Source organism: Undibacterium sp. KW1, from assembly GCF_009937955.1.
Classification (GTDB): domain Bacteria; phylum Pseudomonadota; class Gammaproteobacteria; order Burkholderiales; family Burkholderiaceae_D; genus Undibacterium.
In genome coordinates this window covers 1,489,754-1,503,426 of sequence record NZ_AP018439.1, presented here as the reverse complement: position 1 = coordinate 1,503,426, position 13,673 = coordinate 1,489,754, and the positions used below count along the sequence as shown (strand labels likewise).

At 50.9% G+C, this 13,673-nt stretch carries 12 protein-coding genes; 7 read left to right on the top strand and 5 right to left on the bottom strand.

The features are described 5' to 3' along the window. Window positions 1-222: 222 nt before the first annotated feature. The 3 genes from UNDKW_RS30310 to UNDKW_RS06630 all read left to right on the top strand — a co-directional run bounded on the left by UNDKW_RS30310 (window position 223) and on the right by UNDKW_RS06630 (window position 5,717). Window positions 223-1,869 (top strand): hypothetical protein, encoded by a 1,647-nt coding sequence (locus UNDKW_RS30310; RefSeq protein WP_232063276.1) that lies wholly within the window; start codon window positions 223-225, stop codon window positions 1,867-1,869. Beyond that, on the top strand, window positions 1,779-3,569 hold the full coding sequence (locus UNDKW_RS30305; protein ID WP_232063275.1) for a S41 family peptidase: 1,791 nt from the start codon (window positions 1,779-1,781) through the stop codon (window positions 3,567-3,569). Before UNDKW_RS30310 ends, UNDKW_RS30305 begins: the two co-directional genes overlap by 91 nt. Window positions 3,570-3,779: 210 nt before the next feature. Then, the gene (locus UNDKW_RS06630) at window positions 3,780-5,717 is read left to right on the top strand and encodes a hypothetical protein (RefSeq protein ID WP_162058065.1); all 1,938 of its coding nucleotides are present in this window, start codon (window positions 3,780-3,782) and stop codon (window positions 5,715-5,717) included. 32 nt (window positions 5,718-5,749) lie between these two features. On the opposite strand, the gene UNDKW_RS06625 is transcribed toward UNDKW_RS06630, so the two are convergent. From UNDKW_RS06625 to UNDKW_RS06610, 4 genes are all read right to left on the bottom strand, one after another. Further along, window positions 5,750-6,574: a DUF2189 domain-containing protein gene (locus UNDKW_RS06625; protein WP_162058064.1), complete on the bottom strand. Its 825-nt coding sequence runs from the start codon at window positions 6,572-6,574 to the stop codon at window positions 5,750-5,752. Window positions 6,575-6,671: 97 nt separating this feature from the next. Next, window positions 6,672-7,658, bottom strand: a complete 987-nt coding sequence (locus UNDKW_RS06620) for a S9 family peptidase (protein WP_232063274.1) — start codon at window positions 7,656-7,658, stop codon at window positions 6,672-6,674. Window positions 7,659-7,663: 5 nt separating this feature from the next. Beyond that, on the bottom strand, window positions 7,664-8,248 hold the full coding sequence (locus UNDKW_RS06615) for a TMEM175 family protein (RefSeq protein WP_162058063.1): 585 nt from the start codon (window positions 8,246-8,248) through the stop codon (window positions 7,664-7,666). Window positions 8,249-8,345: 97 nt separating this feature from the next. Then, on the bottom strand, window positions 8,346-8,726 hold the full coding sequence (locus tag UNDKW_RS06610; RefSeq protein ID WP_162058062.1) for a tautomerase family protein: 381 nt from the start codon (window positions 8,724-8,726) through the stop codon (window positions 8,346-8,348). A gap of 220 nt (window positions 8,727-8,946) precedes the next feature. On the opposite strand from UNDKW_RS06610, the gene UNDKW_RS06605 reads away from it, so the two are divergent. Next, window positions 8,947-9,744: an ABC transporter substrate-binding protein gene (locus UNDKW_RS06605; protein WP_162058061.1), complete on the top strand. Its 798-nt coding sequence runs from the start codon at window positions 8,947-8,949 to the stop codon at window positions 9,742-9,744. On the opposite strand, the gene UNDKW_RS06600 is transcribed toward UNDKW_RS06605, so the two are convergent. Continuing rightward, a complete protein-coding gene (locus UNDKW_RS06600; protein WP_162058060.1) occupies window positions 9,741-10,862 on the bottom strand; it encodes a DUF2855 family protein in 1,122 nt (373 codons plus the stop codon). The genes UNDKW_RS06605 and UNDKW_RS06600 overlap by 4 nt on opposite strands. 264 nt (window positions 10,863-11,126) lie before the next feature. Between UNDKW_RS06600 and UNDKW_RS06595 the strand changes: the two genes are divergently transcribed. From UNDKW_RS06595 to UNDKW_RS06585, 3 genes are read left to right on the top strand one after another with little or no spacing between them, the layout of a single operon-like run. Then, window positions 11,127-11,774: a hypothetical protein gene (locus UNDKW_RS06595; protein WP_162058059.1), complete on the top strand. Its 648-nt coding sequence runs from the start codon at window positions 11,127-11,129 to the stop codon at window positions 11,772-11,774. After that, entirely contained in the window at window positions 11,771-12,448 is a 678-nt protein-coding gene (locus UNDKW_RS06590) for an ABC transporter ATP-binding protein (protein ID WP_162058058.1), read from the top strand. Before UNDKW_RS06595 ends, UNDKW_RS06590 begins: the two co-directional genes overlap by 4 nt. Then, window positions 12,445-13,662: an FtsX-like permease family protein gene (locus UNDKW_RS06585; RefSeq protein ID WP_162058057.1), complete on the top strand. Its 1,218-nt coding sequence runs from the start codon at window positions 12,445-12,447 to the stop codon at window positions 13,660-13,662. Before UNDKW_RS06590 ends, UNDKW_RS06585 begins: the two co-directional genes overlap by 4 nt. The last annotated feature ends 11 nt before the right edge of the window (window positions 13,663-13,673 follow it).

The following is a 13,673-nucleotide window of genomic DNA, read 5'->3' as shown; positions in this document are numbered from 1 at the left end:
ATGTAACCGTAAAACACATTACCCAAGGGCTTCCTTGGGAACAGAGAAAAACTGCTTACAGAATGTTGCAAATCCCGTTATTGATATAGCTTTTGTTATAGCTTTTATCCAGCCTTTGTAAGTATTTGAGGCTGTTTTTGTTTGCAGCACGACTTTGTCATTTGTCTTTTAATTTGTACAAGTATTTTAAAAAACCATCCAAATCCATTTTCGAGAATAACAATGAGACTAAGCAAACTCGCCCTCGCCCTTAGCCTGACCAGTCTGGCAACAACTGTATTTGCAGCACCAGCCTATTATCGTTTCCCCAGCATACGTGGTGATGCTGTGGTGTTTACTGCAGAAGGCGATCTTTGGAAAGTGGCAAGCAGTGGTGGCCAGGCGCAAAGGCTGACCAGCCATCCTGCGGCAGAAGTCTTGCCCGCCATTTCACAAGATGGCAAGTGGCTGGCGTTTTCAGCCGCTTATGAAGGTGCGACCGAAGCTTATGTCATGCCCATGGCAGGTGGTGTGCCAAAGCGCATCAGTTTTGAAAATGACCAGGTATCCGTATTGGGCTGGACTGCCAATGGTGAAGTACTGGTAACAACACTCAACAGTACAGGCCCGGCTTCGCACCGCATCATCGCCGCCATCAATCCACAAACCCTGATGCGCAGGGTTTTCCCGGTGGCAGATGCGAATGAAGCTGTGCTCGACGATAGCGGTAAATATCTGTACTTCACCCGCTTTGGCCTGCATATGACGAATGACAACGCCAAGCAATATCGCGGTGGCGCCACTGCACAAGTCTGGCGTTATGACGTGCAAGCCAAGACTGAAGCCACGCAATTATTTGCCGACGACAAAAGCAACAACCGCCGCCCCATGCTATGGAAGGGCAAGCTGTACTTTATCAGCGACCGCAATGGCGCCTTCAATATCTGGAGCGCCAATCCTGATGGCACAGATGCCCGTGTCCTGACCCAGCACAAGGAATGGGAAGTGCGCAACCCCAGCATAGCCGATGGCAAGATAGCCTATCAACTGGGTGCAGACTTGCATGTACTCGACATCGGCAGTGCCAAAGACCAGACTCTGACTATAGACCTGGTGTCCGACTTTGATCAGCAGCGCAAGCGCCAGATCAAAAACCCTATGGAGTATGTATCGAATATAGAAATCGCTGGCAAGGAAGAACGCCTGCTGTTCACCGCACGCGGACGCCTGAGCATAGCTGGCTCTGGCCCGCAAAGGCGCATAGACTTACCGGTGCCAGAAAATGCTCGCGCACGTGAAGCCGTGTTTTCGCATGACGACAAATCCGTCTATGCCATCGTCGATACTACCGGTGAAAATGAAATCTGGAAATTCCCGGCCAATGGCCTGGGCAAACCAGAAGTCCTGACGAGCAACGGCGACGTCCACCGCTACCGTATCATCCCCTCCCCTGATGGCAAATGGCTGGCGCACACTGACAAACGTGGAAGGCTGTGGCTGCTGGACCTGGCAAGCAAAACCAACCAGGTGATTGATGATGCAGGCAAGATAGGTGCTGAGAGGCAGGAAGAAGTCATCTGGTCACCAGACAGCAAGACCATCGCCATCGTCAGGGCAGACAATAAGCTGCAAAGACCGCAGATAGGCCTGTACTCGCTGGAAAGCAAACAGATTCTCTTTGTCACCAGCGACCGTTATAACTCGCACGCACCAGTGTTCTCCCCGATGGACGCTGGCTGTATTTTTACTCGGAACGCAATTTCCAGGTCAGCAACCGTGCCCCCTGGGGTGACCGCAATATGGGACCGCATTTCGAGAAGCGTACTGGCCTGTACGCGCTTGCTTTGCAGGCGGGGAACCGCTTCCCCTTCAAGGCCGACGATGAGTTGAGTAAATCCAGCGACAAGGCAACTGACAAGCCAGCAGACAAAGAGAAAACTGACGACAAGAGCGCCGACAAGTCAAAAGACAAGCCAGCCGATAAATCAACAGATAAGGCTGAAGAAGCCAAAAAACCTGCCAAGCCTGCGCTGCCCGCCATCCAGTATGCCGGTCTGGCAGAACGCTTGTATCAGGTACCACTGGCGTATGGCAATTACCGTGACCTGGCTATTGATGAAAAACGCCTGTATTTCACCGAACTCGAAGGCAGCGATGGCAAAGCTACCTTGAAAACTCTGGCGATCAGCAAGACCTCTCCCCAGCCAGAAATTTTTGCGGGCAATATCCGTCAGTTTGACTTGTCTGCCGACAAGAAACACGTGTTCTACCGTCAGCAAATCAATACTGGCCCCAACGAATTCTATGTCGTGGAAGCCGGTGCAAAACAACCGGGCGACGTCAGCAAATCCAAAGTCAATATGAATGACTGGACTTTCTTCCTGAGCCCCAAACTTGAATGGCAACAAATGTATGCCGATGCCTGGCGCATGCACAGGGACTTTTTGTTTGACGACAAAATGCGTGGCGTGGACTGGAACAAGGTACGCACCAAGTATGCACCATTGGTAGACCGCATCACCGACAGGGCAGAGTTGAATGATGTATTGGGCATGATGGCCAGCGAAGTCAGCACCCTGCACTCACAAAGCCGCCCTGGCGATATACGACGTGCAGCGCCGGAAGGGCAAGCTGCCTCACTCGGTGCGGTCTTGAGCCGCAGCAATGGTGGATACCGCATCGACCATATCTATCATACTGAAGCAGAATTGCCATCCGAGCGTACCCCTCTGTCACAACCGGATCTGGACATCAAGGAAGGCGATATCATCACCGCTATCAATGGCCAGGCTGTGATGGAAGCGCGCGATATCTCAGACCTGCTGATCAACCAGGCAGACAAGCAGGTATTAATGCATGTCAAGCGTGGTGACCAGGCAGCACGAGCTGTCATCGTCACACCTGTCAATATGATGAAGCATGCGAATCTACGTTACAGCGACTGGGAACAAAGCCGCAGCGAGCAAGTCAACAAGGCTACGCAAGGCCGCATTGGTTATCTGCATCTTCGTGCCATGGGTGCCCAGGATATCAACAGCTTTGCCCGTGATTTTTACAGCAATATAGAACGTGACGGCCTCATCATCGACGTGCGCCGCAACCGTGGCGGCAATATCGACAGTTGGGTCATAGAAAAACTCTTGCGCAAGGCCTGGGCTTTCTGGGCATCACCAACCTCTGCACCCTACACCAATATGCAGCAGACCTTCCGTGGTCATCTGGTGGTACTGGTGGATGAACTGACTTACTCTGATGGCGAAACATTTGCCGCCGGTATCAAGGCCCTGAAGCTGGGGCCACTGGTAGGCAAACGCACCGCAGGTGCAGGCGTCTGGCTGTCGGATAATAATTCACTGTCAGACAATGGCATGATCAGGGCAGCAGAAAACGCACAATTTGGCATGGATGGCCGCTGGCTGGTAGAAGGTATAGGTGTAGCACCCGATGTCGAAGTCGATAACCTGCCACACGCAACCTTCAATGGCAAAGACCAGCAACTCGAAGCAGCAATACAATTACTGGAGAAAAAATTGAAAGAACAGCCAATCAAGGCCATGGTGCCACAAGTCATTCCACCATTAAGCAAATAGCAAATACTTGGCTTTTCTTGTTAGAGCAAAAACCTCATAGCTAAATACTATGAGGTTTTTTGTTTGAATGCCCATAGATAGCTTTCACTAAGTGATGCAGCGCACTGAGTATTCGCAAATAAGCTGATAATTTATCAGAGTGCATTTCATCAACAGGATGAGATACGATCTAATACATAGAGCAGCATTTTCCAGGAAGGCAGGTAGTGCATGATTATCTCACACATCAGCACGGTGGCGACGGCAGCAGCACGTTCTCCCTCAGCAATCAATGCAGCTACTGACTCCGCTACAATTCGCGCCCTCTCAACAGCAATAGCTGACAACACAGGCTTGCTTGATGCAATGCCTGCAATACGCAGCAATAGCATGACGGTCGATGTTTCTGCTCCGGGTGAATTGCTGGCCTACATTGTCCGCCTGCAAAACAAGAGAACTGCCAATATTACAACGACTGTCCCCCTTGCAGTTAGTGCAGATCAAGCCCAAACAACGCAAACGAAAGCAGACATCGCCCAGCTCACCACCATCGCCACATCATTTGTGGACGCATTCAATCAACTGCAAGCCAGCAATTCCAACCTGGCGGAAAATCCCTTGATACCCACCAGTAGTGACAGCCTCTTGCTGGTCATGAATGCTGGCACACAAAGTGCAGACGGGAGCAGCCTGTTCGAGCAATTGGGGAAAATTGGGATCAATTTGCAAAATGTCGCCCAGCCCAACAACGACAGTTTTTTGACACTGGATGTGAGTGTTTTTCAAAATGCCCTGGCTGAAGACCCTGTGGGCACAACTGCTTTACTGGCGCAGGCTTTACAGATACTGGGTAAAGCAGAAAGCACCGTCATTGCACAAAATCAGGAGCTTGCTTCTGGCAATATCCTGACGAATACAAGTATCAATGACACTGAAAATCCTGATCTTACAAGCTCAACTGAAAGCACAAGTATAAATAACAAAATCAGTAACAGCGCTTCCCCACCGGCTAATTTGAATGAAGATGCAGGCGCTGCAACGACCAATGCCAATGCAGAACTGCAGCGAGCATTGGGAGATGAAGCACTGCAGGTAGCAATCGATATCACCAGAAATTCTCAGGCCACATTTGCGAACACCAACGGCACAGACAATATAGCGAACAATGCTGCGCAGGCAAGTCCTGAAATACCCGTATCGCCAGAAATAAGAACAGCAGCAGCTACAAACAATGCAGCAAATATCTCGCAAAGTAATGCCGCAATCAATTCTGCAATAGATACATCTACGGTTGCAAGAACGGCGGCATCTTCTGGTGCAGCGACTGACATAGGCTCGAATGCCATAGTGGACACAGGAACAACTGATATCAACGTAAACAGCAAGGCACTTTCAGCTGCAACAGAGGTGGCGGACATCACCACCAGCCTGCCTTCACAAACACAGGGGACACAAATAAGGACACAAACCCCGCCTGCGGAAACCGTGGATACACCCAAGGTATTACAGGCTGCTATAGCCACTCAAAGCAAGTTGCCAGCAAACATCACGACACCATCTACACTGCCAACCGAAAGTCAGCTGGAAAATCAGGTCGCGGCAAATACAAGCAAATTAAATGAAAGCGCTGCGTCCAGTAGTGCTTCAGACATTGCGGAGACTACGCTCAATACGCTGTCCACATTTGAAGAAGTCAGCAAGACTCTGGATACCATCAATCAGGCCACCGCAGCAGCAACTAATATTGCAGCCAATAAGCTGCCCGCCGCAGCCAGCCAGGCATCAACCGCAGTTACCACTCCAGTACCCGTCAATGCCAGCGTCCAGCAAACTACGCCCGTCAACAACAGTGCGGCAGTCAACACCAGCGCCAGCGCTACTGGTATCCAGGCCAGTATCAACCCTCTGATTGCGGCTGCCATCGCGAGCTTGCGCGTCAGAGACGGTATCCAGACCAACCCCTTAGAAAAATCTCGCCCGGCAGACGCCGACACAGTGACAGCGCCCGAGGCTGTCATTGTTGTAGAACCCGTCACACTGGATTTACATGAGCATGCGAAAAACCAACGTCAAGAGGCAGAGATCGATTCTGCGTATCACCAGACAGAAGAATTGGGTGAGCCAGAAGAACATATAGCGACATCTGGCAAGATCGACATTAATGCCTGACCACCTTTAATCAGCACACTTGAATTTACGACCTAATGGCGATCAGCAGCATTACCGACGACATCCTTATATGCATGCCAGCTTGCATGGCCTATGATGGGCATGAGTATCAGAAAACCCAGGTTCCAGCTTAAGAAACTCAACACCACGCTGCCAATGATCAGTGAGGCCCAGACCATGGTCGCGGGCGCGTTGATGAACAAGGCAACACAGCTGATGATCATCGCGGTAATGGCATCGGTGTCCCTGTCCAGCATCAATGGTATCGACACCCAGCTGATGGCAAATACCAGGCTGGCAAAGACGAAACCTATGCAGATATACACCGCCAAAAATTCCAGGTTATTTAGTGAGAACAATTGCGCCAGGAAGCCCTGCATGGTTGGCATGCCCTTGTTGTAAAACAGGGCAAAAATGACCAGCGAAGCGCGCGCCCACACCATCATGATAATCGCCAGCACCAGAGCCAAAACACCGATATTGCTCCAGCGTCCGCGCATGGAAAATACACTGCCGAGCAAACCGGAGCGCACATTCTCAAGACGGCGGCTGATATCGTAGAGCCCCAACGCGAGTAATGGGCCGACCAGTAAAAAACCGCAGGTCAGGGCAGACAGATATTCGGGTGCATTATTTAGTATCAATCGCAGGACCAGTCCCATGGCTGCAAAACAGACCCCGTAAAAAATACTGGAGCCGCCCGAAGCACGAAAATCGCGCCAGCCCAGTTTTAGCCAGGCCAGGGGACGGAACATGCCGACCCGGCGCAGAGGTGGAAAAGCAGATTCATGGTCTATGACGGTCTGGATATCGGGCGGCGCACTATCCCCGCCCCGGCCTTGCGATTGATTAGTCATACTGTCCCCATTGTTTTAAAAATGCCCGTTTTTTCATACGGATCAATTTCCATCCTAAGGCAGTCCGGCACAAATTACAATCTGTACCGCGAGAGACTTATTTGCTTCTGAGATTGCTTCTGAGTTTATTCAGCAAAAAGGAAGCCAGGCCTTTAGTCAATTCGGATGCCAGGGGCAAGGCCGTATCTGTATAAGAAGCCATTTGCTGTGCCGCATCATTGCCTGTGATTTTCAGTACATGGTTCATACCGTGTACCAGCAGGCTTTCAGCATCTGGTTTCGCAAGTTTAAGCGCCGTCAATTGTGCTGTATTTACCTGTATATCCTTGTCACCCTGTATCAGCAACACCGGGCAAGTCAATTTGACGATCTCCTTTTCCGGCGTGTAACGGAACCAGGAAACCAGATATGGCTGCACGCTGGCGCGGTACAGGACATTTAATTCTGGCGGCACTTCGGCATGGGTTTTGCCTGCCTGCAAAGCGCTCAGAATTTCTTCATTACGGGTGGCCAGCGCAGGTGGCAATTTACCTTGCAACTGCCACCGCAAGACATCAGCGGCATTTTTCGCCGGGCCTGCTACAGAGATGTATGCCCTGACCGCTTCTTGCTGCGCAGCCAGCATGGCAATCAGAGAACCTTCGCTATGACCAAGTATGGCAACACCAGAAAACCGTGCATCTGCCTTGAGCAGCCTTATCCAGGCAACGGCGTCCTGCACATAGGTTTCAAAGCGCAAATCGGCTTCAGATGCCGCGGCACTTGCGCTGCCGGCGATGCCGCGCTTGTCAAAGCGTACAGACGCTACCCCAGCCTGTGCCATGGATGCTGCCAACATTTTCAGTGAGTCATTCCTGCCTTTCAGGCCGACCGTATTGCCATCCCTGTCGGTGGGACCAGAACCAGCAATCATCAATACCACAGGCGGCTTCACTCCATTGGCAGGCATGATCAGGCTGCCATTAATGCTGCCGCCTGTGGTAGCAAGTACGATATCCTGATCATAATCGGCCTGCCTTGCGATAGTCGAAGTGCAAAAGATTACTCCTGCTGCCAGGGTTGCAGCAAATATCATCATGCGCATGAAATTTACTCTTCGTGGTTTTTGAGGACTTTTTCTATGCGACGGTCAGGTATCAACCATATGAGTGCCATCGCAACATACATTGCCATCGCCACCAGGGGATACCAGCAAGCCAACATCATGCCAGTAGCATAGACCACTGGCGAGAGCTTGCCCTTCCAGTCTGCGCCTACCGCTTTTTTCAGCAATGAATCTGGCCCCTGGGTAGCAATGATCTGCTGTTGCAGGATGAAATAAGCAATCGCCGCCATCAGCAAAACCGCACCATACAAGGCTGCCGGGATGGGGGCGAAATGATTTTCGCCTACCCAGCCTGTCGCAAATGGAATTAGTGAAAGCCAGAACAGTAAATGCAGGTTGGCCCATAAAATCCCACCAGTCACCTTGCGGCAGGTATGCAGCATGTGATGATGGTTGTTCCAGTAGATGCCGACATACACAAAGCTAAGGATATAACTCAAAAATACCGGCCATACCGGCAGCAGGGTTTCCAGCGTGCCACCATGCGGCACTTTCATTTCCAGCACCATGATGGTAATCAGGATGGCGATCACGCCATCGCTGAAGGCTTCCAGTCTGGTCTTTCCCATTACTTGCTCCGTCTTGTTAAATTTCAATTATTCTGACGGATATGTCTATGCTGCGCCAGCAAAAAGTCGCACGCAAAATCAATGCAGTGTGAACAGTTCAGGTGTGCAGTATTCGGCCACCAGCGAAAGACCAGTTTTCCCAAGCGGTCTCCCTGAAACAGACCATGATGTTTTCGGGGTTCATGCTCTTTTCGCTGAGACGCCGCATCAGGGTATCGAGCAATTTTTTCTTGACCTGTACGCTGCGTCCCACTGACCATAGTATTTCTATGAGGACGAAGTCCTGGTTTCTGTCCTTGTGCAGATCAGGGTAGCGCGTATCAAAGCGGAAGTTTTCTGTGTCAAGTTCCAGTATGCGCTGGAACTTGTCTTTCTCTGGCACACCCGCTTCTATCAATGCCGCGTGCACGGCATTCAGGACAGTCTCTTTGAACAGCAGGGACTTGGGTTTGCAGACGGTAATTGTGACGAGGGGCATGATGTCTCCTTTTCTACAAAAACTGCGACTTCTTAAAGAAGTTTATTTCCATCTTAGCAAATTAAATAGCTCTTTTGAAATTCTTTATACTTATTTTAGTTAGGCTTCCCGACATTTAGGTTATGTCAGGCATTGCTTAACAAATCCTTACCTAAGACAGCTATGCAAGCGCATATCAGCACAGGTATCATCGCACATCATTTCCGCACGAAAACATTGCATGTCAGATAAGCACCACGCCGTTTTGCTGAAGGCCTCCCGGTTTATAGGGATGCTGCTCTGTCTGTGCTGCCTGCAATCAAAAGCGCATGCTGAAACTGTCCTGCCTTTGCTACTCGCAGAAACCCGCGATGAAAATGGTGAAATTGCTCCCATCCGGCCAGAGAACCAAAAAATCATCGCCTATTTTGAACGCGCCATGGATGTGAAATTTGAGGTGCGCCGTTATCCCCTGCCCCGCGTCATAGAAAACATAGGCAAGGGTGAAGGACTGGGATTTGGCTTATCGAAAAATACTGAACGTCTGAAAACAATGCGCTATTCAGAAGCTGTTTTTTCAGATTTTGTCTGGGTCGTGGCAAGAGACGATACGCACATGAAATATGCTGGTATCAGTGATTTGCAGGGCAAATCAGTCGGCATAGTCAGGGGTATACGTTTTGGCGATGATATCGACAAATTACGTAATGTCATGTTCCGCGTAGAAGAAGACCAGCCACAAAACAGCTCACGTCTGAAGAAACTTTTATCGGGTCGCATGGATGTCATGCTGGTCAATTCACGCATGCCAAATGCCAAAGACCTGGAAGCGGAACTGAATCTTTACCTCGACGAAAAGAACCTGCGCAACGAGACGCAGATGAACTATGGTGTCAAAGTATTTGCCAAGCCCTTGCTGGTCGATCCTATCCATTTCACGACTGGCGCCAATACCAGGTTAGATGTCATCAACAAGATCAACGCAGCCATCATCAAGGGCAGGAAGTCTGGCGACTTGCCCACCCTCTGGAAAAACTAAATCTCAGTGCTGAGCAAAGTCAGGACATTGCCCTGATCCGGCCTGGCAGCGCCACTCAGCATATCATCATAGACTTGTCGTACTGCAGCTTCGCCCTGCCCATGTATCACCTGCATCCAGGGCTTCTCTGCTTCCATCACAGGTCGCATGAAAGCCTTCCAGGCCTGAGCTAAACGGGATTGCACACCATTCGGCCCCCAGTCTGTCATGCGCTTCTTGATTTGCGCCGGTGCGAAGAACAAGGTCGGTTTTGCACCAGGCAGGTTTGACGCACCACTTAACTCTTCCCAGTGCGTGCCGCCAACAGCGCAGCTATATTTCATATTGTCTTTGAAATGATGATGCAACTGGCTGCGTAATTGCCCATTGCCAGCCATATCGACATATACAACGCCCTGGTCAGTTGTCAGCCCAGTCACTTGCTCATAGCTGATGACATCATCATAGATAGCCATATTCCGCACAAATTCGAGGTTGCCCGGCGAAGTCAGGCCTATGACTTTGCAAGCCTTGTTCTTGCGCAGCGACAGCATGAATGCCAGGCCATAGGCGGTCTTGCTGGAGGCACTGGAGATCAATACTGTCTGCGCACCAAAGAACTGATTGTCATCAAGAAAATCATCGATCATGAATGAGGTGATGAACAAAGGTCGCAACAAGACCTGTACATCTTCAGATTCTTTGGTGTAGCCAGGATCGGTGGTAGTTCTGACATAGTGATTGTACAGACCATGCATGGCCTGCCTGTGCTCTGCACCATCGACAAAACCGCCAGGTGAAACCCGTGTTGCCAGCACTGTCAGATGAGTAGCCATGGGGTAGTAGCCATAAAAGCGCTCACCCACTGCCACGCCTTCGGCTTTCGAGGCCAGCACATCACCAAAGCCCCAGACCGGGATATTGCCCCAGCCTTCATCGGTAGGGAAAAAATTCCAGTAATGCATGGCTGTGCCAAAGGCTGCATAAGTCACGTTATTTGACGTGAAGGCAAAACGCTCCACTTGCAAAACCACCTGGCCATCTTGCAACTCTGCTTCAGCAGGCACATACAGGGGCTTGAATCTGGATTCCAATAAATTGCTTTTATTGACAATAAATTCTTTGGTTGGGTTGTTCATGGTCTCGTCGTTTTCTTCGTCATTTTATTAGGGAATTAACATTTAAATTCCAGTATTGCACGATTCAGGAAATTTTTCCTGTCTTGTCAGCATTTCCAGACAAGCCTGGACATACGCGCAACAGCCTTTCATTTCGCGCCATTTTTACTACCGTTCACGGCCCACTTCTCCGGTCTGTCGCATCAGTATTGTGAGTAAGGCACGCCCCTTTTAATCTGCCTCCTGTCGCAAACACGAATCACATCAGACAAACAGGAGATACACATGCACACGACTTATTTCAACATTGGCAAAAAAATACTGTTGGCAGGCGGCCTGGTTCTGTTTGCCAGCAGCCAGGCCATTGCGTTTTCCGAGCCTCAGTTTCAAACAGCTTTCCAGCAATTTACCCAGTCTGCCAAGGGTAGCGAAGAAGCTGCAGCGAATGCCTTCAGTGAATTGCTCAAACAAGACCCGACCAGCCCTTTGATCATAGCTTATGCCGGAGCCAGCACAGGCAGACTGGCAGTCACCACGATGTTCCCGTGGAAGAAAATGTCTTACGCAGAAGATGGCATGGCGATGCTGGAAAAAGCCCTGCAACTCGCCGCCGCCAATGAAAACGCCCAGGGACATGGCAGCACGCCTGTGATACTGGAAGTCAAATATGTCGCCGCCAGCACTTTCCTGGCTGTGCCAGCCTTCATGAACCGTGGAGCACGCGGTGCAAAACTCCTCAACGAAGTATTGGAACACAAGCAGTTCGACAAGGCCGAACCCGGTTTTCGCGGTTCGGTATTGATGCGCGCTGCCAGTCTGGCGAATGAGCAAAAGCGCCCAGAGGATGCAAAACGCTACCTGAATGAAGTCATCAAACAGAATGCACCACAGGCAGAAGCTGCCAAGGCCATGTTGAAAGGTATTCCATCATGAGCCTGGCACCTGCCATAGAACTGCATGCAGTTCATAAAACTTATCAACTCGGCGCTCATGTCGTCAAGGCTTTGCAAGGCGTAGACCTGACATTGCAGCGTGGTGAACTGCTGGCACTGACCGGCCCGTCCGGCAGTGGCAAGAGCACGATACTGAACCTGTGCGGCTTGATAGACCATGCGGATGCTGGCGACATCTTGCTTAACGGTGTCAACATCAATCAATACAATGAAACACAAAAAACACTGCAAAGACGCGACACCATAGGTTTTATCTTCCAGAGTTTTAACCTCGTGCCTGTCATGACGGTGGCAGAGAATGTCGATTACCCACTCTTCCTGACGGGTGTACCGGCAGCAGAAAGACGTGAGCGGGTGGCTGCACAACTGAAAGCCGTTGGCCTGCATGAACATGCCCAGCATTTGCCAGACGCCTTGTCTGGCGGCCAGCGCCAAAGGGTGGCAATTGCCCGCGCCCTCATCAAGCGCCCCAGCCTGGTGATTGCCGATGAACCGACTGCCAGCCTGGATTCACATACCGCCGACCAGGTACTGGACCTGATGCGTGAACGTGGTCATGCCGAAGGCGTAGCCTTCATCATCGCCAGCCATGATAACCGCCTGACTAGCCGCAGCGACCGCATCGTGTCACTGCTGGATGGGAGATTGCAATGAAACTCAGCTGGCTCAAATTTGCCTTTTACAATACTTTGCGCAACCGCCGCCGTTCTGCCATTACCGTGGTCATCGCAGCGCTAGGCACTGCAGCCATACTACTGGCTGGTGGTTTTGCCTATTCGACCTATGAAGGTCTGGCCCAGATATCTGCACGCAGCACTGGCCATCTGACCATAGGCAAACCCCAGCACTTCACCAGTGACCAGGATGTGCCCCTGCAATATGGTCTGGAAAATGCAGCTGCCCTGCAAAGCAAACTACTGGCTGACCCAGCCGTGCGCTATGTCTTGCCACGCATAGAATACAGTGGCCTGATCAGCAATGGCGACAAATCCACGATCATGATGGCAGTGGGTATAGACCCGGATGCTGAATTCTCGGTCAAGGGCCCTACCCTGACATTGAAAGAAGGTGAACTCCTGCAAACCGAATCTGCAGAGGCAGAAATCGTCCTGGGTGACGCATTGGCACGCAGCCTGAAAGCCAAAGCCGGCAGCAGCCTGACATTGATGGCCAGCACCACAGATGGCGCCTTGAATGCAGTTGATGTCACCGTCAAGGGCCTGGTATCAACAGGTGTGCCTGACCTGGATAAACGCCTGGTGTATTCGAATATCAAGACAGCACAAAAACTCTTGAATACCCAACGCATTTCCAGCCTCGGAGTGTTCCTGAATTCCATGGATGCGACCCTGCCTGCGCAAACCAGGCTGGCAAAAGTATTCCCTGATCTGACCGTGCAAAACTGGCTGGAACAAGCTTTCTTTTATAAGTCTGTGCGTGATTTGTATAACCGCATCTTTGGTGCCCTGGGTGCCATCATCAGCGTCATCGTCGTATTTGTCGTTGCCAATGCTATGGCCATGGCCATCATAGAACGCACCCGTGAAGTTGGCACGTTGCGCGCCATGGGCACTTTGCCAGGGCAACTGATACGCAGTTTTTCTTTTGAAGGAATGATACTGGGCGGCACAGGTGCCATCGCTGGAGCCTTGCTGGCGATCACCGTTGCGCTGCTGCTCATGGTGTTTCCGGTAGAAATGCCACCACCACCAGGGCGCTCAAGCGGTTACCCCTTACTGATCACGATAGATGCTGCCATGTATGCCATCACCGTGTTCATGATGATTGCCTTATCCATGCTGTCGTCAGCCTTCATCGCCCGCAAAACCCTGCGTCAGCCCATCGTCGATGCGCTCGCTCATAATTAAGACTGGAGAAT